This is a genomic window from Paenalicyclobacillus macrosporangiidus (genome assembly GCF_900116805.1).
In the GTDB taxonomy this organism is placed as follows: domain Bacteria; phylum Bacillota; class Bacilli; order Alicyclobacillales; family Alicyclobacillaceae; genus Alicyclobacillus_H; species Alicyclobacillus_H macrosporangiidus.
Genome location: NZ_FPBV01000031.1, coordinates 1 through 20537, shown reverse-complemented (window position 1 = coordinate 20537; position 20537 = coordinate 1). Strand labels below are relative to the sequence as shown.

Genomic DNA, 20537 nt, shown 5'->3' with positions numbered 1-20537 from the left:
AAGCCTCATCGACAAATTTTGGCCAACACGATTGGAACTGAGGTGGTTTGACCCTGACAAAACCCAGTTGTTGAGAGCAACTGCATAGCGCCTGTCAATGTTTACGTGAACGGCAAGCTGGTGAAAAAGGTTGTCGGCATCGCCGACATCGATCCCGCCTCCAAGTCGGCCACCACCTTCATGCCGGTCTGGTATGTGATGCAGATTCTGCGCGGCATCGGCGTGACGCCCGACTGGAACGGGACGAAGTGGACGATGGAAACGGACAACAACCTGACGGACTACCAACCGGAGGACGTCCTGTACGCGGTCGATGCGTACACCACCAACCTGACAGCCGCGGACGATCCGGTCGCGCTGTTCCGAGAGCTTCGGTCGCGCGGATACGTCACACAGGACCTGGTTGACGAGGTGACACAAGCCGACGCGCAGTCGCCGGATGATAGCTGGACGAAATTCGCCCAGGCCAACGGAATCACGTCTGGCAGCCTGGATGACGCCTCGTGGACCATCGTGCGCGAGGGCGAAGTCGACGACGCGCACCTGCTCGTGGAGGTGCAGGAGACCGATACGGTGACGTTCTCCGACGGTACCCAGACGTCCTACAAGCAGGTCGTCGACTGGGGCATTGCGAAAGACGCAAGCGGCCTGTGGCAGGTCGACTACGTCTACCCGGTGTCGCAGGACCCCATCCAGACGGCGGACGGCAAGGAGATTGACCCGGGCTTCCAGAATCAGAGCCTCTTTGATCAGACGGACAATGCCACGGGTTCAGCCAACGGCACCGACACGACGAACCGTACGAACGCCTCAAACAACACGGCCACCACGCCCCAGGGCTGAACCCGCTCCGATGGAGCCTGCATGCACGCGGGATTGCCTTGAAAATGAAAAGCCGCGGCACGCTGCCGCGGCTTTTCACGCTTTCTCCATCACGTCTTTCGGCGATCCCGCCGCCACCACCCGCCCCTGTTTCAGCACCAACACGGCGTCCGCCAGGGTGGCGACGTCCTCCCGGTCGTGGGTGACACACACCACAGGGCACCCGGCGTCCGCGAGCACCGTCCGCAAGAATGACCGCAACTGCCGACGCGTCTCCGGATCGAGAGCGGAGAGCGGTTCGTCGAGCAGCAGAACATCCGGTTCCACCACCAACGCCCGCGCCAAGGCCACCCGCTGCGCCTCGCCGCCCGACAGTTGGGCGGGCCGCCGGTCCGCCAGGTGAGCGATGCCCATCCGTTCCAACATGGCCATGGCCCGGCGCCGGCGCTCCCTCCGTGGGACACCTCTCGCCTTCAACCCGTACATCACGTTGTCGATCACGCGCAACCGCGGAAACAACGCATACTGCTGGGGCACATACCCGACGCGCCGGCGTTCGGGCGGCAGGTGGATACCCTCCTTCGCCGAGAACAGAACCCGTCCGTTCAACTGGATGATCCCGTCCGCCGGCACCGTCAGCCCCGCCAGTGCCCGCAGCAAGGTGGTCTTGCCCGATCCGCTCGGCCCCACCACCGCAGTGACCCCGGGACTGACCTCGGCGCGGACGGCCAGCCGGAACGCAGGCAGCGGTACCTGGATGTCGAAGAACAGCCCCCGTTGCAACCGCCCGCTCCCCCTTTCAACCCGGTCCAACCGCCCGCTGGCGCAACCTCGACAGCGCCCACAGCAGCCCGAACCCGAACACCATCAGCACGATGGCGAGCGACACCGCGGCGCCCACGTCCTGCTCGAGGACCGTGTAGATGGCCAGCGGCATGGTCTGCGTCACGCCCTGCAGGTTGCCCGCGAACAGCATGGTCGCACCGAACTCGCCGAGAGCCCGCGACCAGGCCATCGCCGCGCCGGTCAGCAATCCCGGCAACGCCATGGGGATCTCGAGGCCCAGCCACGTCCGCCAAGGGCCCGCGCCGAGGGTGCGGGACACCTCGGCGAGACCGCGATCGACCCCCGAAAACGCCTGGCGCGCGGTCTGCACGAAGAACGCCGAGCCTTCAAACGCCTGCGCGACCACCACGGCCGCGGTGCTGAAGGGGAGCGAGATTCCCCAGTCCGCCAGGTGCCTGCCCACCAGGCCGTTGTGGCCGAACGCCATCAGGAGCGCCAGCCCGGCCACCGCCGGCGGCGTCACCCAGGGCACCTGCAACAGGGCCTCGAGGGCCGATCGCCCGGGAAACGAGGCCCCTGTCGCCAGCCGATGCGCGAGCGGCGTCCCGAACAGGACCACCAGCAGGATGGCGATGCAACTCGTCCGAAGACTCAGCCACAGGGCGTCCTGGACAATCGGCTCCGCGAAGGCGGCGAAGAATTTCCGCGGCGTAACCGAGAAAAACAGGCTCACCACAGGGATGGCGAGGAACAGGACCAGCACCAGGCCGAAGCCCCACTGGATGGCGGGCATCCATCCCCAGGAAAGCCGCCTCACGACGACGACACAGGCAAGAAGCCGTTCTCCTGCAAGATCTCCTGCCCCGCCTTGGACAGCACGAACTGCACGAACGCCTGCGCCGCATCCGGGTGGGCCGACCGCCCCACGACCGTGATGGGATAGGTCGCGGTCACATTGACCGAATCCGGCACCGGGATGACCTGCAGCTTGTCCTGGTTGCCGCCCATCGCGTCGGTGCGGTACACGAAGGCCGCATCCGCCTCGCCGAGGGCCACCTTGCTGACGATCTGCTTGACATCCGTCTCCTCAGACACCACGTGGCCGAGGACCTGCTTGGAGAAGTTTCCGCCGTACACGGAATCGGCCTTCTGCAGAGACTGCCGCGCGTACGCCCCGATGGGCACGTCCTTTACCCCGAGCACCACGCGCCGCGCCTTGGGGAGGTCGGCGTACGCGTGCACGCCGGCCGGGTTGTCCTTCGGCGTGATGAGGACGAGCCCGTTTTTCGCGAAAGTGGACGGCGCATCGGCCAGCCCCGCCTGCTTCAGCTTGTCCATGTTCTTCTCGTCGGCGCTGGCGAACACGTCCGCCGGCGCCCCCTGCTGCATCTGCGCCACCAGCGTCTGGCTGCCGGCGAAGTTGAAGTGCACCGTCACGCCCGGGTGAGCCTTCTCGAACGCCTGCCCGAGCTGCTGGAACGCCGTGGTCAGGGATGCCGCGGCGTCGACCGTCAAGGTCGTCTGCACGGCGCTGTTTCCGGCGCCGCCCGCACCGGTATCGTTCGTTTGACTGTTCGATCCGCCCGGCGTCCCATTCGATCCGCCGCCACCGGTCCCGCATCCGGCCACCAGGGCGATGGCGGCCGCTGCGGCGGCCATCGACCTCCCGAGTCTCGTGCGCACACGAGATTTGCGCAGGCTGGTTGGGATCTCCGGTCCTCCATGGACCGGCATCATGTGGTCGGTGTCCTGGCTCATAAGCTTCCTCCTTCCGCCTCCATCACATCCCCGAGGCGTGTGACATCGTATCCCCACAAGGTCTCCATCTGGCTTCGAAAGGCGCCTGTGCGCAGCGTGTCCAGCAGGGCCGACATGGCCGGTTCCGACAGGCGGCGCAGCGGCAGCACCCATTCGAAGCGGTGCTCCTCCACGGCCTCAAAGGGCAAGCCGTACAGGTGGGCGGCGAACGACGTGGTCAACCCCGCGTCGGCGACGCCCAGGGCAATCATCTCCGCTGCCTGAATGTGGTCCAGGGCCGCCACCGGCGTCCACCGCACCGGCCCCGCGTCCCGGGACAGCGCGGCATCATACAGAGCGGCCACCGCCGTCTCCGCCGGCCGGCGCACCCAGCGCACGTCCGGCCGTGCCAGGTCCTGCAATCCCCGGATGCCCTTCGGGTTGCCGGGCTGGACGGCCACGCCCACCTCCCAGCGGGCAAAGTGGACGCGGACCAGCGGATCGCAAGACGCCTGCGAATCAGACGCAGCCCCAGACGCCTCTACCTCGCCGCGCACCTGCGCGAGCGCCGCAAAGTGGCGCCCGTGCACACCGGCCACGTGGACGCGCCCGTCCGCCAGCGCCCGCACCGCCGCACCGCTGCCCCAGGGAAGCTCGACCACGCGAACCGGCGCCCCGCTGTCCGCGAGCCAGTCCCTGAGGAGGGCGAGGGCGGGATCGCACCCGGCGATGGCCACGGTCTTCTCCGCCCACGCCATCCGCGACGCTTGCACCGGCTCCGGCTCGCCGGACGGGCCCACCACGCCGTCGGCCAACGTGCCCGCCCTGCGATCCCGCAGGGGAAACACCACCACATCCCCGTCGACGCTCGCCCACCGCACGCGGACCCCCGGCCGGGGCGGCGAATCCGGATCGCCCCAGCGAACGGCGGGATGGTCGTCGTCAAACAGCGCCTCCACCGTGGTGCCCAGCACCCGCGCCAACCGGATGGCCACCCGGATGGACGGCAGGCTCCGCCCGGCCTCCAGCGCCCCGATGAACTGCCGGCTCACGCCGAGCCGCGCGGCCAAGGCGTCCTGACTCATCCCCAGCCGCCGCCTCCGCTCTGCGATCCGCCGGCCCAACGCGGCCTCGTCCCCAGCATTCGTCGGCCGCACCGAGGATCCCCTCCTCTCCGTTTGTGTTCGCAATGCGTCCGTTCACCCGTTCCCGCTCCGCCGCGGAATGCTACCATGGTTAGCGGAACGCAATTGAAAGTTGCTATGAGGACAGCATACGCCCGACGGGCCGTGAGGGTCAAGGTCCGCAGACCGCCCTGGCGGCGATAAGCCATGAAATTTCATCGTGCTGCGGGGAAGCAGGTACGGCGACCGTAATGTTTCACCAGGCCGTAAGAGGAAAATCGTTTTTACCCTCTCATCGACGGAGGCCTGTGTCCTGCAGCAAGGGTGGCGGGCGCAGAGGGCGGCCGGATCGAGTTGGCTCCAAATCCTCACCCCAAGGCTGGGTCAAGCAGGGCGAACCATCTGGACCGCGCTCCTGGCAGGCTGTCGGTGCCGAAGCTCATCAGCGGGGAGATCATGCGCTCCCGGAACCCGCCGGCCAACAGCCCGCATCGGAATGCCGTCTGCTCATGCGGCACATCCACCCGCACCGGCACCGTCCAACCGCTGGACGCCCGCCGGACCAAGGCCAGCGCGATGGACACGTCCCTCGCCACGACCGGACCCAGGCAGAGGGCAGACGGCTTGCGAATGGCAAAGGTGAAACCGAGCAGCGCGCCATCCGCATCGCGACAGCCCCATCCCGGTGTGCGCAGAGCGAACAAAGTCTCATACACGGCGCGCCGGCATGCGCCAAACGCCCGCTCGTCCAAACGGACGATCTCTTCGAGATCGCACGGCTGCAGCGGCCGGACGTCGTTCGGCATCGGCGACGCTGCTGCCGGTGTGCCGGCGGGATCGATCTCCAGACGATGCACAGACCCAATGGTCTGAAATCCCAGCTTTCGGTAGAGCGGTTCCCCCATCGGGGTCGCCACCAACACGACCGGCGCTCCCGCGGCCTTCGCCTCCGCGAGACATTCGGTCACCAAACGCGTGGCCAAGCCCTGACGCCAAAATCGCGGGTCCACCATGACATTGCCCAGTGATGCGAGTCTCCCGTCATACCGATAGAGCCCCCCGCTGGCAATCAACGCCCCGTCACGCCAGACGCCTCTGACGCGGCCGATCCCACTGAGAAACAGCGCCGTCTGGTCCCGCGTGAACTGCCACCCCACCCGCTCGGCCAATGCCCGGAGGGCAGCTTCGTCTTCCCGTCCCAGCATGTCGGCCCGATTCCCTGCGTCCATGCCCATTCACCGCGCCCGTGGGATGATCCACGCGTTGTCCGCCTTCGCAAACCCGATGTGCGGGTAATACGACATGGCGGTCGGCGCCGCGAGCAGGATGAGAGACACCTGATTAGAGAGCTGTGCCTGCGTCTCCCGGATCAGCGCCTGGCCGATGCCCTGTCGTTGGTAGTCGCGGTCAACGGCGAGATCGGACAGATAGCAACAATAGACGAAGTCCGTGAGGGACCGGGCAATCCCCACCAATCGATCCCCGTCCCAGGCGGTGACAGTGAGATTGGCATGGCGGAGCATCGCCTCGATGCGCGGCAAATCCTCGGTCGGCCGGCGGATGCCGGACCGCTCAAACACCTCCGCCACCTGCGCGGCGGAGACGGGGGCGTTCACCTGGTAGGTGATCATGCCAATCCCACCTTTCATAGCCCGACGTGCGGAAAGATCCATTAGAGATGGCGCTGTGCGGACACCCCATCATCGCCGCAACCCCCTACCGCCCATCCTCCAACCGGCGCATCCACGCCGCCACCTCCTGCGCCTCGGCGTCCCCGGTCCGGCCCAGGGCCTCTATCACCCGCCGTCGCACCTCGGGCGGCTTGTTCTGGCTCAGCTTTGCCTTGCCCTCCATTCGCTCGATGTCCAGTCGAAAGCCGACGACGGCACGCATCAGGTTGCGGTAGTAGGGCTCACCCGACTCCTCCGGCAAGCGCGAGTCCGGCTCGTAGAACCGCACCGTCTTCGCCAGCAGGTCGGCCAACTCGCTTTCGTCTTCTATCACGGTGCACCTCCCATACACATGCACCGCGACATAATTCCAGGTCGGCACCGACTGCGGCACCTCGTACCAGGACGGCGAGACGTAGGCATGCGGCCCCTGAAACACCACCAGAGCCGTCTGCCCGTGCAGGTCCCGCCACTGCGGGTTCGCCCTCGCCATGTGCGCCCACAGGCACCGGCCGTCGGCGTCAAACACGAACGGCAGGTGGGTGGCCGTCAGCTCGCCACGTGAGGTGCTGATGAGCAAGCCGAAGCTGTGATCGCGGAGGAAGCGGGCGATTTCCTGCGGATCGTCCATCGCAAACGCCTTCGGTATGTACATGGGCAATCCCCCTCCGGCTCATGGTGCCATGGTAGCGCATGGATTCCGTTTTATGTGACATCCCCCTGCGCCCGAAGCCAACCGGCCAGGTCGGACCAACCATATCCCACTTCCTTGAACCGCACTCCGCCAATTTCCAGCTCGCCCGCGCGCACGGGCCGTCCGCCCATGACAGCGTAGAATGAGCATGCTGGATTGTCCGCCAGGGCCCAGATGAGCATCCCGTGCATGCCGTTCTGCACCAGATGTCCCACGACTTGGCGGATCAACCGTCTCCCCAGTCCGCGGCGCTGGTGCGCCTCCAGCAGGTAGATGGCGTACAATTCCCCGTCGAAATCGGGATCTTCCTTGCGTATCGGCCCGCCGTCGGCAAATCCCACGATGCGGCCCGACTCATCCTGCGCCACGAACATGGCGTACTTCTCGGATGATTGTTCAAGTCGTCTGCGCAACCGGGCTTCACTGTCCGCATAGGACATCCCGTCCAGAAAGGTGTCGGGTACGATGCCGCGGTACGTCGTCCTCCAACTGTCGACGTGCACCCTGGCCACGGCCGCCGCATCCTCGACGGTCGCCCTGCGAATGGAGTAACCGGCAGGCACGGTGGTCACCTCGCATCTGCATCTGCAAATGATGAATTGTCCGCTAGAATACAACAGAATGGACCAGTCCGCAAACGTCAGGCCAAATCTGCGGGTTCGATCACCTCGTCAATCAAGCCATAGTCCTTCGCTTCCTGTGCGCTCATGAACCTGTCCCGATCCGTGTCTGCCGCAATCCGTTCCACGGATTGCCCAGTGTGTTTGGCCAGCACGTGGTTGATTTTCTCCCGCGTTTTCAACATCCAGTCCGCATGGATCTTCATGTCGGACGCCTGGCCTCTCGCCCCGCCGTGCGGCTGATGAATCATCACCTCGCTGTGGGGGAGCGCAAACCGTTTCCCTTTCGCGCCCGCCGTGAGCAACACCGCGCCGAAGCTCGCCGCCAGTCCCACACAGATGGTCGACACCTTCGGTTTGATGTGCTGCATCGTGTCGTAGATGGCAAAGCCAGCTGTGACCGATCCACCGGGGCTGTTGATGTACATCTGAATGTCCCGCTCCGGGTCGTCGGCCGCGAGAAACAACAGTTGCGCCACGACCGAGTTGGCCAGATGATCGTCAATCTCCGAACCGACGATGACAATCCGGTCTTTGAGCAATCGCGAATAAATGTCGTAGCTCCGCTCCCCGCGGCTCGTCTGCTCAATGACATACGGAATCAATCCCATCCGCCAATCCTCCTCCCTGAGTGCAGCCCGCTACGCCGCGGCAAGCGCGGGACCTCGCCCATCCCGGCGACGTTCCATCCCGCTCGGCTCTCCACACATCCGTGTCAACACCTGGCACGTGGCATGGACCGGGTCCAGCCCGCCGCCTTGGCACAACTGCAGTAAGGCCCGGATATCCGCCGCGCGGAATGTCGCCACGTACGCCTGCAGCACCTCTTGCTGAGCCCGAGCCTCAGCCCCCTCATAGGCGCCCTCGCCATCACGCCGCACCTCGGCCAGCCGGCTTCGGGCACGGTGCAGGGCCGCCTTCACGGCTTCCCGGCTGATGCCCAGCAGTTCGGATGTCTCCCGGTCCGTATATTGGAACGCCTCGCACAGGAGGAAGACCATCCGCTGCCGCGGCGTCAGTCTGGTCAACAGGATCTGCAACGCCTCTTCCAATTCGGCCCATTCGCTTTGGAACGCGGATTCAGTCCGAACCGCCAGTTCCGATGGCCCGTACGGATGGGACAGGCTGTGTTTGCGAACGTGATCGATCCATGCGTTCTTTGCGATCCGCCGCAACCAAGCCGGGACGTTGGGATGACGCACGCCCGCTTTGAACGCTGTCAGTGCCTTGAGGAGCGTGGTCTGCACCACATCCTCCGCATCCTGGCGGGTCGCGCCGAGGCATTCGCAGTATCGGATCAACGAGTCACGATACGCCGACAGACTCGCCTCATCTGGCAAGGAAGGTTCCGTCGTCCCTCTCGTCGCACGGCTGGGAACCACGCCAGCAGCCTCCTTTCCGTTGACACCATGAAAACGAATGAACGGGCCGAATGGATACGCGGGGATGGGTTCAGATTTATCTCGCAAAGAACATCCGCCGACGCGCCACCCCCGTTCGAGGACGTCAGAATGTCCACTGCGGGAGGGTGCACGTGAATTCGGTGGAGAGGCATTCCATCCAGATTTCATCCCATAGTTTGCCACCCATGAAATGACACTGTCTCCGTCTGCCAAATTGCACGAAACCAGCTTTTTGATAGCATCGTATGGCCGGTTTGTTGAACTCGTACACGGTCAACGAAAGATTGTGGATGCCCAATACCGCGAACGCATAGTTCATCATCAGCAGGGTCGTTTCTGTCCCGTACCCCTTGCCCCGGCATTCCTCTTCGCAGATCACGATGGCGTATGTCGCTGTACGATTCCGGTGGTCTATCCTGTCCAAATACGTGAATCCAATTGGGCGACCGCTGCTTTTTTCGAAGATGGTGAAAAAGACCGAGTCGGCGTCCTCGCTCAGATGATCTATAAAGTCCGATAACTGTTTTCGTGTGGTGGGTTTCGACAAACTCAACGTGCGAGTCGTCTGAAAATCATTGTTACACTTCATGTAAACGTCCAAGTAGTCATGATCGAGCGGCCCAAGGGCGACGTGCTCTCCAGAGAAATTGATGACCGGACTCTTCACCAGGGAGACCTCCTGATGTCACGTCTCATACTTGAATCTTATGTGATTTTGTTAGGAACGCTGTGCCGCGCATTGAGGCCACGTGATTCGGCTTCGTTCCCCAAATCACTCTAACCTCAATGCACTGTGCCTTCCGTGGAAGAAGTTCCGAGTCTCAGGGCTGATGTGCATTCCAAGTTTTTCTGCCAACCGAAGGCCAAATTCGACAAACGCGTGGCCTTGTGCCGTTACAAGATTTTCGGACTCCACTACTGGCTCCCATACATATCCTTCTTCAGGTAATCTCGTACCATCGCAAAGACAGGTTCCTCATCTTTGATATGAATCATGTCTTCCGCACCGGGAATGATGAGTGCCTGATATTCATCGACATCCACGTGTTGCACGGTGGTGTGCGGCATCACCTGCAGCCCGGATTCCCCTGTGACAAGTCCAGACCGGGGAGCGACCGTAACCATGTCAAATTCCCGGCTGAGTACCGTGATGGCCACGGTGATCTCGAATTCGCTGAACGTCGGGTATATGAGCAGCAGTACCTTTTCCAACTTGATATTCACCTTCTCAAGGGGTGACCGAACTTGTCGGACCCTCTTCGAGCGCCGCAGGACGCCAGCCGAGTGTCCAGGCTATTTCGTCGAATATCCTGCAAACAGCCGTCCTCCGTAAGGCTCAAGAATCCAGTCCGCAAACCGGATGACGCCAGAAACGTCACGGCTGGTGAAGAACCGTTCAAACGTGTCTGCAAACGCTTGTGCCAGAAGCGGATCGAAGTCTCGTATCGCCGAGACAATCCGCTTGCCCTTCCCAATCCAACGCCCGTTCGCCCGGAGGACCAACTCATGAAGCGCGTTCGCCAAATCATTCACGGCGAACAGCATGTCGATTTCCTCAAGCCCGGCTTCAAGGTCCAGCAGATGATTCGTAATGACAAACCGCGCAAACTGGATGTCACGCTCGCTCCACGCCGGCGGCCCCGCCTCCAACAGGGCCCGCGCCTCCTGCTGGATGGAAGCTGCCGTCCCATCGTCCACCAAGACAATGCCTGTGGCGAACATGTGCGGCAATGAGGGACGTCCACGCAAACGGTCCTGTTCAAAGAATTTCTTGTACGATTCCCTGTTGTGCATCAAGACTTCAATCAACCAACCGTATTCGTAAAAGGCCTCGATGTACGCAGAGGGTGCGGTATCAGAGACGATGAGGATATCCAAGTCTGACTGTGGCGTTTCCTCGCCACGTGCAGCACTCCCTGTGAGGATGGCAACGTTGCAGTCAGGGAAGTGTTCGGTGACAAATCGTTTTGCTGCCTCAAGTCCTGCGGGCCGCATGCCGTCACTCCTCGAAACATTCAGTCCAAACCCACCGCCCATGGCGATGATCTGACGCATGATCGTCCCTTCCTTCTCTGTCCCCGGCAATCGCCAGCTCGAGTCGTTGATCCAGACCGTCATTCGTCGCCCCCGCGAAAATGGTTAGAATGATTATAACGAGTATGACAATCGCTGCATACCGTCCAGAATAGGGGAAGAACCGTTGAACGATGGGAGCGATGCACATGAAACGGATTTACCGGAAGGTCACGCGAATCGGAAACAGCCTGGGCATCACTTTCACGAAGGACATACTGCAAGAACTAAATTTGGACTTGGGTGATGATGTGGAACTGATGATAAACGAGAAGACAGGGCAAATCGTGCTTCGTAAGGCCGTGTCGATCCCGCCTGGGGTTGATCCAAAATTTTTTGAGACCCTGAGCGCCAACGTCGAACAATATCGAGAGACGATAGAAGGGTTAAGAGATCGATGATCAAGCGGATCACCCCTCAAACCAACCGTCTGCCAACCAGGTTCGCCGACACGGGTGCCCGCCCCATCTCCCTCGCCCATACGGACAACTGCCCGGTGTGATGAATTTCATGAGCAATGACATGGCGAAGGACCTCACCGTACGTGTACGAGAACGGCGTCCCGTCGTGCTTCGTACCGGTGAGCACCCGATGCTCCATGTCCGGTCGCCAATTCATGACGAACGGCTCCACATGGGCCCTGCAATGCCGGGACAGCTCCATCACCCGGGCCAAGGTCGAATAGGATTCAAAGCTGTACTCAATGTCCGGTTTTCCCTGCAACGCGCGAATCCACGATTGTTCGACATCCACGATATGGAAGATCGTCTTCAGAATACTCCCCACGCCCCCGACCCGCTGACGCGTCAGTTCCTCTTCCGGAACTTCCCTGCACCAGGCAAACCACTCATCCCGAACCTGCCAGTTATAACGAAACAGGGTGATCATGCCATCACGCTCCCATCCTGTTCTTTCAGCGTTCAAACGCATATGTCCGTTCCACCTTGCAGACACGCGTGACAAATCCTTCGTACCAAAGTTCCCGCCCCAGCCGTTGGGCCAGTTGATGGCGGGCATGTTCCTTCCACAAGCGGATCGCCTCTTCCGAGGCCCAGTAGGACACCGTGATCCCAAAGCCGCGTTCGTCCCGAACACTCTCGACGCCCAAAAAGCCCGGTTGCTGCCTTGCGAGTTCCACCATCTCTTCCGCCATGACGGAATAACCGCGGTCTCCTTCGGTTCGCATCGAGGTGAACACCACGGCATAGTACGGTGGTTCGGGTGTGCGTGCGAAATCCCCCATCCGTGTCCTCCTCCGTCCGTGTTTCCACGATTGTATCATCCTTCTGTCTTCTGTGACCGATATGCCGCAGAAATAGACGGCCGGTGCGGCCTACTCGTCCTGGACGTGAACCACGCTTGCAACCGCCTCGGACAGCCGTGGTATAATTGCGAAAATCACGGAAAGGATCGGTGTCCGTTGAGCGACATCAAGCTGGCACAGTCCGTCACCTCAGAGCAAAAGGCCGACCGTCGATCCCGCCCGTACTCCGACGACCAGCGGCACACGGCACAGGAGCTGGCGAACCGGGCGCGACTACTCATCTCGTGTCCGGACCAACCCGGCATCGTGGCCGCCATCGCACAGTTTCTCTACCAACGCGGGGCCAACATCGTGCAGATGGACCAGTACTCTGCGCCCCCCGACGTGGGCCTCTTCTTTACCCGCGTCGAGTTCGACCTACCCAGCATGCTCCAGCGTCTGCCCGAACTGGAGAGGGCGTTTGTGCCGGTGGCAGACGCGTTTCAGATGGAGTGGCGGCTCGCCCCCGCGTGCGTGCCCAAGCGCGCCGCCATCTTCGTGTCGAAGGAAGACCACTGCCTGCTTGAGTTGCTGTGGCAGTGGCAGACCGGGGACCTGTTCATGGACCTCGCCATGGTCATCAGCAACCACCCGGACGCGCGCGAGACGGTTGAGTCGCTCGGCGTGCCGTTTTATCATGTGCCGGTCGATCGCGATCGAAAACCCCAAGCCGAAGCCAAACAACTCGCCCTGCTCGCCGGGCAGGTGGACGTCGTCATCCTCGCCCGGTACATGCAGATCCTCTCGCCCGAGTTCGTCGGTCGGTTTCCGAACCGCATCATCAACATCCACCACTCGTTCTTGCCCGCCTTCGTCGGGCGGAATCCGTACGGACGCGCATACAATCGCGGCGTCAAACTGATTGGCGCCACGGCCCACTACGTCACCGATGAACTGGACGAAGGCCCCATCATCGAGCAGGATGTCCACCGGGTCGACCACCGCGCCACCGTCGCCGACCTCAAACGCATTGGCCGCCACGTGGAGCGCGTCGTCTTAGCCCGGGCGGTGAAGTGGCATCTGGAGGACCGCATCCTCATTCACGACAACAAGACCATCGTGTTCGCGTGACCCCTGAAGAGAAAACGCTCATGACACTGCGCTGGATGTTTCTCGGCGTACAGACGTTCATGCTGATTTTCCTCGTCTTCCACGACTGGGTTCACCTTCCGCCATGGACGAACGCGAGAGCTCGGTGGCACCCACACATTTTTGCCACGCCGGGGCGGCATGGCCCCGAACACCGCCCATGTGTTGCTCCACGCCTGCACGGCCCTGGCGTTGGTGCTGTCGATCACGCTGCCTAAATGAAATGCCGCATGATTTCCGCTGGCCTACGTCTGGGACTACACAATACAGCCAGATACGGGCTACGACCATTGGTCGATTTCTGCGCAACATACGAAGCGATATCCTCCAGGTAGCTGGGTGATTTTCAAGGAGAGGAGTAAGAATGAAAGTGAACGTTCACAAATACCTGGAGCGCATCGGGATCACAGGAGATGTACATGCCGACTACCCATCGCTTCGACGGCTTCAGGAGCACCACATGCTGTCCGTCCCGTTTGAGAACTTGGATATTATGAATGGCCGTCCCATTGAGCTGAAACTGGAGTCCATGTACGACAAGATTGTCGGGAAAAGGCGGGGAGGGTACTGCTACGAATTGAACGGGTTGTTCGGATGGCTCCTGCAAAACCTCGGATATTCCGTGTCCATCCTGTCTGGTCAAGTCCGTCGGGATGATGGGACATTTGGTCCGGAATTCGATCACATGGTCCTTTTGGTAACCCTTGATGAGGACTATATTGTCGATGTCGGATTTGGCGATTCCGTTCGCAGCCCCCTGCCCCTATCAGGGAAAGTTGTCACCGATGTCAGTGGGTCATACCGGATTACGCATGAGCAGGACTCAGACGTTCTTTTCTTCCAGAAGAAATTTGAGGATGAATGGGTCTCAGAGTTTCGGTTCACACTCCAGCCCCACAAGCTTGAAGATTTTTACGACATGAATGTGTACCAACAAACATCGCCGGAATCACATTTCACACACAAGCTCATCTGCTCCATGGCTACGCCGAATGGCCGAATCTCGATTTCAGGGGACTTCTTCATTGAGACCATCGGATCCGAAAAGAATCGTCGGGCGATACGATGTAATGAAGAACGAAACGACTTGTTGAGAAGCCGCTTTGATATCGACATGTCCGAACCGTCGTTATCCGAGTGATACACGCCATCGAGTTCCACAGGACGGTCTTACCTGCCAAAATCTGAAGTCCCAGGCGCCGCGGACGGCGCAAGTCACTTCCCCGCCGCCCTGGCCCCCGCCTCCATCTGCGCCCGTGAGAGCGGACCCAGGGTGTGCTGCACCACCCGCCCGTCCGCCGCGATGAAAAACGCCTCCGGTTGGCCGGTGACCCCGTAGGGGGCCGACCAGCGGTTCCCTTCATCTAGGACCACCGTCACGTCGTCCGGCACGTGAAACCGGGCGACGTACGACGCCACCGCCGTGCGCGCCTCGCCCCGATCGACCAGCACCACCCGAATTTCACCCCGGTGGGCGGCGGCGAACGCCATCAGGTCCGGCGTCTCGTCCAGGCAGGGCGGACACCAGGTGGTGAAAAAGTCGAGCAGCACCGGTTCGCCACGCAGTGCATGGAGGGAAAAATCAGCCCCTGACCACGTCTTCCCCTGAATGTCCGGCGCGGCCTCACCCGGCTGCACCGGCTGCGGTTGCGCGGATGCCATGCGAATGGCCACATATCCGAATCCCGCCAAGACCATCGCTCCCGCACACAGCGCGGCAAGGGCCCGGTGCCTCATGTCCCGCAAAGCGTGTGTCCTCCTTCCCGTGCACGGTTATTCACACCGTCACCCACAACTTATCCACAACTCTGCGGGCTTTTCCACAGGGTTATCCACAGACCTGTCCACATCAGCAACAGAAGGACGGCCATTAGGGGATAAGCCGCGCCGAACGCGTGCCAGGAGACCAGGGCGTAGCCCGTTACGGGCCCCGCCGCCGCTCCGAGGTCCTGGATGACCGCGTAGGTGCTGAGGAAGGCTGGGGAACGGATCGATCTCGCGGTCGTCGCCGCCGCCGCATCCGTGATGACGGTCAAGGCGGTGCCCGTCGCCAGGATGAACAGGCTCAACAGGATAAACCCGGCGCTCGCGCGGACGGCGGTCAGGACGAGGAAACTCACCGCCGAGAAGATGAGGATGGTTCCTTGGATGAAACGGGATCTCTCCGACGTGTCCATCAGACGTCCCACGCCTACGCCGAGGAACGGTTCCCAGGCCCAGCGCGCCGACTGGATGAAGCCCGACACAAGCGAGGTGGTCAACACGATGCCCGCGACCTCAACGGCCACGCCGTACCGGGTGTGCAACACGTCGCTCAACGTGGAGACGAAGAGACCCTGATAGATGAACGAGACGATGAAGCCCCCCGCCATAACCATTCCCCGCGACGCCGCCGGCGAACGTTCCGCCGCCGGCTGGGAAGGCGATGGACTCGGTGCGGCGCGGCGTTCGTCGAGCACCCGCCCGATCCACGGCAGGCACAGCACAGGCAAGGGTGCGAACAACAGCGCCGTCCCTATCCAGCCCAACCAGGGCATCGCCAGGCCGCCGATCAGCGCGCCGACCAAGCTGCCGAGCCGGTACACCCCGTTGTACCATCCCATCTGACGCCCCGCATCCGATCCGCCGGAGGCCGCGCTGACCGTGATGAGCCCGCCGATGCGCAGGAGAGACCAGGCGCATCCCCAGGCCGCGCGCATCAGGCACCAAAGCACAAATCCTTTGCCGAAGGCGTATCCGAGGTCCACCAGGACGCTCATGCCGATGGCCCAAAGCATGCCCGCGCGGACCGACCACCTCTGGTAAAACCATCCCGTGAACACGTTGGTGACCAGGCGCACGAACCGGTTGAGCGCCAACAGCACCCCGACCTGCCACAGGGCACCGAGCCCCGCCTCTCGCCAATACAACGGCAGCACCACGTACAACATCGAATCGCCGACCAGGCAGGCGGCCGTGGTCACCGCCACGGCCACCGTCCTGGGCTCCGGTCTCAGCACTACGCCATCTCCCCCCAGCGCGCTCTTTGCCGTCCCATCCCATGGACACCGTATAAGCCCAGGGAATTCGACACCGCTTCCTGGGTTCCTTTCATGAATCTCCTGCGTATGGAACACCTTAAAGATTACCCGTGTACACGGGCATCGGAAGAGGCGAACAGGAGGTACGGCACGGTGTGGCACCCACTGGCGCACACGACGTGGTTTCAGACCGCCCTGATTGAACTGGGCGTGTTGGTGCTGGCCGGGCTGGCCGCTTACCTGACAGCCCCTTGGTGGTGGCGTTGGGTGTTCGAGCGCATCTTCCGGCGATCCGTGCGCGTATTGTTCGAAGACACGTACACGTCCAACCTCGCCGAGGGTCTTACCGCGATTCGAAAATTCGGGATTCAATGGGTGATTGAAAATGAACTCCGCGCCCGCGAAGGCGTCCCGTTGTCCAAGCCCATCGGGACGACGCGCCAGTTCCCCCACTTTGACGGGTTGCTGTTCATCCCCGCCCAGCTCCATCGGCGCCCTCTCAATCATCAGGCCGCCGTCGACAGCCAGACCATCATCGGACGACGGGCCCAGCGCCCGATGGTCCTGGCCATGCCCATCCTGGTCTCCGCCATGGGGTACGGTGTCGCATTGAGCAAGCCGTTCGTCCGGGCGCTCATGAAGGGCGCAGCGATGGCGGACACAGCGAGCAACACCGGCCAGGGAGCCTGGTTGCCGGAGTTTCGCGAACTGGCCAAACATCTCGTCGTACAGGTGCACGACGCGCCCTGGCGGCCGTCCGGGGAGGCTCTTCGCACCGCCGATATGATAGAAGTCCGGTTGGGACAAGGGGCCAACGCCGGCTGTGGCACCCTCATTCTGCCTCAGGACCTGACCCCGGACGTCGCCCAGGATTTCGGCCTACCGGACGCCGTGAACACCGGCGCCTACATCCCCGCCGGAGTCCCGGAGGCTGATCACCTGCGTACGCTGAGAATGCTGGTCCGTGACCTGCGCCGCGTCAGCGGGGGCGCCCCCATTGCGGTGAAACTGGCCGCCGGGCACCACCTGGAGCGGGACCTGGCCATCGCCGTCCGGGCCGGTTTCGACGTAATTGTCGTAGACGGCGCTCAGGGCGGAACCCACTCTGCCCCCGCCATCCTCGTCGACGATTTTGGTCTACCGACACTGGCGGCTCTCTGCCGGGCGCAGCGTTTCTTGGTCGATCACGGTTGCCGCGACCGCGTCGATCTCATCATCTCCGGCGGCCTTCGCACACCCGGAGACATGCTGAAGGCCCTGGCCCTCGGCGCGGATGCGGTCTACATCGGCGCGGCCGCCCTGTTCGCCGCGACACACACGCAGATCGTCCACGCCATTCCGTTCGAGCCGCCGACCTCATTGGCGTGGACCAAAGGCAGCCTGCGCGAGCGTTTCGACGAAGATCGCGGAGCCAAGAGCCTCGCACAATTCTTGACCAGCTGCGCCGACGAGATGAAGCTCGGCGCCAGGGCCCTCGGCAAAACCGCCTTGCGGGACGTGGACGCCACGGATCTCGTCGCTTGGCAGGCGGATGTCGCCCGCATCACCGGTCTGCCCTTGGTGTAGAGCCCATCCCAAGGCGACAGCCCGACGGGTGTATCTTCCAGCCTTCATTCCATGCGAATATTATGATAGATTCGTAAGCGGGAGGGTCATCCTCTCCTCGCCACCCCCTTTGTCGAAAGGGGGTGATGGGTTGAGCGTCTGGCATGACATCGGTTTTGCGTTGTTCGGGCTCGCCGCCGTATTGCGCGAGATCCGGCGCGTAAAACACGATGGCCCCCGTCCACGCCATAGACGAGGGGGCCAACGCCACCAACGCAGGAGGGGTTGACCCCTCCTGCCATTTTCAGTGTTATTCTACCACGCTCCGTTTTATTCCGTCTACGTTCCGTCTACGTTGACCTTGTCCGTCGCTCGAACCACGCAGCGTTTGTACGTGCCGCCGCTCCACGGGTTTCCAAGCGGCCCACCAATCCACCATGGCTTTGGCAGTGTTTTTGATGTAGTGTCAAGACAGGTCGCAGCAGCGATCCCTGTAAGCGCACTGGCGCCCTTCGGGGCGCCTTACATACCTCACTGCACCGGCTCCTCAATGGCCCTTCGAGAGTTGCAATTGCACCTGGGCCAAAACAAGCGTACCAACAGACGAACGCACTTCCCCGTCGGGTATAATGAAAGAAGCGATAGACCTCACGGAAGGGGCGTTATCAGTGCGGCGCATCATCGCGTTTCTTGCGATCATCGTACTGGTCGCATGTGCAGGTGGCTGGTACGCGAAGAGACAAATCACTCAGCAGGCAAGCAACAAGATCGTCGCAGAACTGAATACCCCGAGCGGTCAGGCGGAGTTGCAGAAAATCCTCCAAGATCCGCAGGTACAAGCAGAGTTAGCGAAATTGAAAAGCTCCAATACAGGTGGCCTGCACTTCGACAGTGAGCAACAGGCTGTGGCCTATGCCGTGAGTAAGCTGTCACCCACAGAAACCATCCAGTTGGTGCAAGACTACCTCCACCGTGACAGCCTGACCGAACAGCAAAAACTCCAGATTGAACATCAAGTGCTTTCCCAATTCACGCCGCAGGAACTGGCCGCGATCGCCGATGCGATGTCGAATTCATAACGGTCATTCCGACCATCCACCCGGTCCCGAGGGTTTTTCCCACTCGCCCCCGTTCGTGCTGATTGATCCTGACACTGGTTGCGCCACCGGACGTCTTCATTCATTTCGCCAGTGATATCGGCTCAGCTTGGCTTGAACAGTAGCAACCCTTTCCTTTTGGGCATAGTGTATCCCACAAAGGGAGGGAGCTGTGTTGCAGGATTTTGTATTGCAGTCTCCAGATTTAGTCCTGAAAGCCGATTCCAATGTAACGCTCAGCTATAAACGAGACTCACGTAATTACATTACTCAAGTGTTTGCAGAGCAATTACCGGCTGTAAAAACAGGCTTCTTCAATGTCCATATGAGCAAGGGCATTATCATCCAACCCCACTGGCATACGAACGTGACAGAGACGCTCGTTGTCATCACCGGTAAGGTAAAGACGTCTGTTTTTAACCCGTTTACTCAGGAACGGATGACTTACAAACTAGGCCCCGGTCAGGTATCGGTATTTCCAAGAGGCTGGTTCCACTGGATTGTGGCGAAGAGCGATGATGTTCACCTGCTCGCCATCTTTGACCGTCCGACGCCAGATATCGTGTACGGTTCCGATTTCCTGCGTTCCATACCGAAGGAAATCATGAATCGAGCGTATGGTGTGAATGAAGAGGATTATGTCAAAGCAGTGGCACCCATTCAGGAATCCGTTATCCTGGGCCCTCCTGTGAGTGGCGCCACGCAACCCTGGTGAACACGAGGCATTCGCTGGCGAACCGTTTCGCGATGTACGCCATGGCATCGACGTTTATGACGGTCCACGGTTGGACGGGCACCACTTTCCGTAAACGCGTGATGTATGCCATCACCACGGACACATGCATCCACGTAACGCGCGCGCTACGAACCCCGTCCGGTGGAGCTGCTGTCCGAGGCCGTCTTCAAGCGCCTCAAAGATATTTCGAAACACGAAGATTAGCAATAGATTTGCAGACACACCACATGAACACGAAAAAGCCCCGCCGCAGCGGGGTTTTTTCCGCAAAAGGTTTACATCATGTCCATGCCGCCCATGCCGCCGCCGGCAGGTGCCTTTTCCTTCTCCGGCTTGTCGGCGACGACCGCCTCCGTGGTCAAGAACATCGCCGCCACGCTGGCCGCGTTCTGCAGCGCCGAGCGGGTCACCTTCGCCGGGTCCACGATGCCGGCCTTGATCATGTCCACCCACTCGCCGGTCGCCGCGTTGAAGCCCTGGCCCACCGGCTCCTTCTTCAGGCGCTCCACAATGACCGAGCCCTCGACGCCCGCGTTCTCGGCGATCTGCCGCACCGGCGCCTCGAGCGCCTTGCGGACCAGGTTGACGCCCGTCAGCTCGTCGCCCGTCGCCTGCACCTTGTCCAGCGCCGGGATGATGTTGACCAGCGCCGTGCCGCCGCCCGGCACCAGGCCCTCCTCGACCGCCGCACGGGTCGCGTTCAGCGCGTCCTCGATGCGCAGTTTCTTCTCCTTCAGCTCCGTCTCCGTCGCAGCGCCGACCTTGATGACCGCCACGCCGCCCGCCAGCTTCGCCAGCCGCTCCTGCAGCTTCTCGCG

Annotated in this window: 25 protein-coding genes; 7 read left to right on the top strand and 18 right to left on the bottom strand. The window is 61.8% G+C overall.

Translation table 11 applies throughout. The features are described 5' to 3' along the window. Positions 1 to 120 precede the first annotated feature (120 nt). Positions 121 to 843: a hypothetical protein gene (locus tag BM357_RS17145; protein WP_139234776.1), complete on the top strand. Its 723-nt coding sequence runs from the start codon at positions 121 to 123 to the stop codon at positions 841 to 843. Positions 844 to 918: 75 nt separating this feature from the next. Here the strand turns inward: BM357_RS17145 and BM357_RS17140 are convergent, their stop codons facing one another. From BM357_RS17140 to BM357_RS17080, 13 genes are all read right to left on the bottom strand, one after another. Beyond that, positions 919 to 1605 carry an ABC transporter ATP-binding protein gene (locus tag BM357_RS17140; RefSeq protein ID WP_175511574.1) on the bottom strand — a complete coding sequence of 229 codons (687 nt, stop codon included), beginning with the start codon at positions 1603 to 1605 and terminating at the stop codon, positions 919 to 921. Between the two features lie 16 nt (positions 1606 to 1621). Continuing rightward, on the bottom strand, positions 1622 to 2401 hold the full coding sequence (locus BM357_RS17135; RefSeq protein ID WP_083430633.1) for an ABC transporter permease: 780 nt from the start codon (positions 2399 to 2401) through the stop codon (positions 1622 to 1624). Positions 2402 to 2421: 20 nt separating this feature from the next. Then, a complete protein-coding gene (gene modA, locus BM357_RS17130) occupies positions 2422 to 3366 on the bottom strand; it encodes a molybdate ABC transporter substrate-binding protein (protein ID WP_217647712.1) in 945 nt (314 codons plus the stop codon). Continuing rightward, positions 3363 to 4502: a substrate-binding domain-containing protein gene (locus BM357_RS17125; RefSeq protein ID WP_074956374.1), complete on the bottom strand. Its 1140-nt coding sequence runs from the start codon at positions 4500 to 4502 to the stop codon at positions 3363 to 3365. The genes modA and BM357_RS17125 overlap by 4 nt, the downstream gene beginning before the upstream one ends. A gap of 335 nt (positions 4503 to 4837) precedes the next feature. Continuing rightward, entirely contained in the window at positions 4838 to 5698 is an 861-nt protein-coding gene (locus BM357_RS17120) for a GNAT family N-acetyltransferase (protein ID WP_175511573.1), read from the bottom strand. A 6-nt stretch (positions 5699 to 5704) separates the two neighbouring features. Then, a complete protein-coding gene (locus tag BM357_RS17115; protein WP_074956368.1) occupies positions 5705 to 6100 on the bottom strand; it encodes a GNAT family N-acetyltransferase in 396 nt (131 codons plus the stop codon). 85 nt (positions 6101 to 6185) lie between these two features. Continuing rightward, on the bottom strand, positions 6186 to 6794 hold the full coding sequence (locus BM357_RS17110) for an FMN-binding negative transcriptional regulator (protein ID WP_074956365.1): 609 nt from the start codon (positions 6792 to 6794) through the stop codon (positions 6186 to 6188). Positions 6795 to 6844: 50 nt separating this feature from the next. Next, positions 6845 to 7396 carry a GNAT family N-acetyltransferase gene (locus BM357_RS17105; RefSeq protein WP_074956362.1) on the bottom strand — a complete coding sequence of 184 codons (552 nt, stop codon included), beginning with the start codon at positions 7394 to 7396 and terminating at the stop codon, positions 6845 to 6847. A 77-nt stretch (positions 7397 to 7473) separates the two neighbouring features. Continuing rightward, positions 7474 to 8064, bottom strand: a complete 591-nt coding sequence (gene clpP, locus BM357_RS17100) for an ATP-dependent Clp endopeptidase proteolytic subunit ClpP (protein ID WP_074956359.1) — start codon at positions 8062 to 8064, stop codon at positions 7474 to 7476. A gap of 30 nt (positions 8065 to 8094) precedes the next feature. Further along, the gene (locus BM357_RS17095) at positions 8095 to 8835 is read right to left on the bottom strand and encodes an RNA polymerase sigma factor (protein ID WP_074956356.1); all 741 of its coding nucleotides are present in this window, start codon (positions 8833 to 8835) and stop codon (positions 8095 to 8097) included. Between the two features lie 124 nt (positions 8836 to 8959). Continuing rightward, positions 8960 to 9523, bottom strand: a complete 564-nt coding sequence (locus BM357_RS17090) for a GNAT family N-acetyltransferase (protein WP_217647711.1) — start codon at positions 9521 to 9523, stop codon at positions 8960 to 8962. Between the two features lie 248 nt (positions 9524 to 9771). Then, complete coding sequence (locus tag BM357_RS17085) at positions 9772 to 10068, bottom strand: DJ-1/PfpI family protein (protein ID WP_175511572.1); 297 nt, start codon at positions 10066 to 10068, stop codon at positions 9772 to 9774. Between the two features lie 81 nt (positions 10069 to 10149). Further along, positions 10150 to 10974: a nucleotidyltransferase domain-containing protein gene (locus BM357_RS17080; RefSeq protein ID WP_083430630.1), complete on the bottom strand. Its 825-nt coding sequence runs from the start codon at positions 10972 to 10974 to the stop codon at positions 10150 to 10152. Between the two features lie 104 nt (positions 10975 to 11078). Here BM357_RS17080 and BM357_RS17075 point away from each other — a divergent pair, with 104 nt between their 5' ends. Continuing rightward, a complete protein-coding gene (locus tag BM357_RS17075; RefSeq protein ID WP_074956395.1) occupies positions 11079 to 11330 on the top strand; it encodes an AbrB/MazE/SpoVT family DNA-binding domain-containing protein in 252 nt (83 codons plus the stop codon). A gap of 16 nt (positions 11331 to 11346) precedes the next feature. On the opposite strand, the gene BM357_RS17070 is transcribed toward BM357_RS17075, so the two are convergent. Beyond that, positions 11347 to 11817, bottom strand: coding sequence for a DinB family protein (locus tag BM357_RS17070; RefSeq protein ID WP_074956347.1), 471 nt, complete (start codon positions 11815 to 11817; stop codon positions 11347 to 11349). A gap of 25 nt (positions 11818 to 11842) precedes the next feature. Continuing rightward, the gene (locus BM357_RS17065; RefSeq protein WP_074956344.1) at positions 11843 to 12172 is read right to left on the bottom strand and encodes an antibiotic biosynthesis monooxygenase family protein; all 330 of its coding nucleotides are present in this window, start codon (positions 12170 to 12172) and stop codon (positions 11843 to 11845) included. A 276-nt stretch (positions 12173 to 12448) separates the two neighbouring features. On the opposite strand from BM357_RS17065, the gene purU reads away from it, so the two are divergent. Further along, positions 12449 to 13303, top strand: a complete 855-nt coding sequence (gene purU / locus BM357_RS17060) for a formyltetrahydrofolate deformylase (RefSeq protein WP_074956393.1) — start codon at positions 12449 to 12451, stop codon at positions 13301 to 13303. A gap of 382 nt (positions 13304 to 13685) precedes the next feature. Continuing rightward, complete coding sequence (locus BM357_RS17055; protein WP_083430629.1) at positions 13686 to 14462, top strand: arylamine N-acetyltransferase family protein; 777 nt, start codon at positions 13686 to 13688, stop codon at positions 14460 to 14462. A gap of 74 nt (positions 14463 to 14536) precedes the next feature. Here BM357_RS17055 and BM357_RS17050 read toward each other — a convergent pair whose 3' ends face one another. Further along, complete coding sequence (locus tag BM357_RS17050; RefSeq protein WP_245784066.1) at positions 14537 to 15058, bottom strand: TlpA family protein disulfide reductase; 522 nt, start codon at positions 15056 to 15058, stop codon at positions 14537 to 14539. Positions 15059 to 15117: 59 nt separating this feature from the next. Next, a complete protein-coding gene (locus BM357_RS17045; RefSeq protein WP_083430628.1) occupies positions 15118 to 16320 on the bottom strand; it encodes an MFS transporter in 1203 nt (400 codons plus the stop codon). A 174-nt stretch (positions 16321 to 16494) separates the two neighbouring features. Between BM357_RS17045 and BM357_RS17040 the strand changes: the two genes are divergently transcribed. The 3 genes from BM357_RS17040 to BM357_RS17030 all read left to right on the top strand — a co-directional run bounded on the left by BM357_RS17040 (position 16495) and on the right by BM357_RS17030 (position 19698). Then, on the top strand, positions 16495 to 17907 hold the full coding sequence (locus BM357_RS17040; protein ID WP_245784065.1) for an FMN-binding glutamate synthase family protein: 1413 nt from the start codon (positions 16495 to 16497) through the stop codon (positions 17905 to 17907). A gap of 647 nt (positions 17908 to 18554) precedes the next feature. Beyond that, entirely contained in the window at positions 18555 to 18965 is a 411-nt protein-coding gene (locus BM357_RS17035) for a hypothetical protein (RefSeq protein WP_074956338.1), read from the top strand. 190 nt (positions 18966 to 19155) lie between these two features. After that, complete coding sequence (locus BM357_RS17030; RefSeq protein WP_074956335.1) at positions 19156 to 19698, top strand: cupin domain-containing protein; 543 nt, start codon at positions 19156 to 19158, stop codon at positions 19696 to 19698. Between the two features lie 296 nt (positions 19699 to 19994). On the opposite strand, the gene BM357_RS17025 is transcribed toward BM357_RS17030, so the two are convergent. After that, the coding region (locus BM357_RS17025) for a TCP-1/cpn60 chaperonin family protein (RefSeq protein ID WP_281245617.1) at positions 19995 to 20537 on the bottom strand (543 nt) is incomplete at its 5' end.

Coding starts and splice junctions, on each gene's coding strand:
- BM357_RS17135 (WP_083430633.1), bottom strand. CDS start 2,401: ATGCCCGCCATCCAGTGGGGCTTCGGCCTGGTGCTGGTCCTGTTCCTC.
- modA (WP_217647712.1), bottom strand. CDS start 3,366: ATGAGCCAGGACACCGACCACATGATGCCGGTCCATGGAGGACCGGAG.
- BM357_RS17120 (WP_175511573.1), bottom strand. CDS start 5,698: ATGGACGCAGGGAATCGGGCCGACATGCTGGGACGGGAAGACGAAGCT.
- BM357_RS17115 (WP_074956368.1), bottom strand. CDS start 6,100: ATGATCACCTACCAGGTGAACGCCCCCGTCTCCGCCGCGCAGGTGGCG.
- BM357_RS17110 (WP_074956365.1), bottom strand. CDS start 6,794: ATGTACATACCGAAGGCGTTTGCGATGGACGATCCGCAGGAAATCGCC.
- clpP (WP_074956359.1), bottom strand. CDS start 8,064: ATGGGATTGATTCCGTATGTCATTGAGCAGACGAGCCGCGGGGAGCGG.
- BM357_RS17080 (WP_083430630.1), bottom strand. CDS start 10,974: ATGACGGTCTGGATCAACGACTCGAGCTGGCGATTGCCGGGGACAGAG.
- BM357_RS17075 (WP_074956395.1), top strand. CDS start 11,079: ATGAAACGGATTTACCGGAAGGTCACGCGAATCGGAAACAGCCTGGGC.
- BM357_RS17070 (WP_074956347.1), bottom strand. CDS start 11,817: ATGATCACCCTGTTTCGTTATAACTGGCAGGTTCGGGATGAGTGGTTT.
- BM357_RS17065 (WP_074956344.1), bottom strand. CDS start 12,172: ATGGGGGATTTCGCACGCACACCCGAACCACCGTACTATGCCGTGGTG.
- BM357_RS17055 (WP_083430629.1), top strand. CDS start 13,686: ATGAAAGTGAACGTTCACAAATACCTGGAGCGCATCGGGATCACAGGA.
- BM357_RS17050 (WP_245784066.1), bottom strand. CDS start 15,058: ATGAGGCACCGGGCCCTTGCCGCGCTGTGTGCGGGAGCGATGGTCTTG.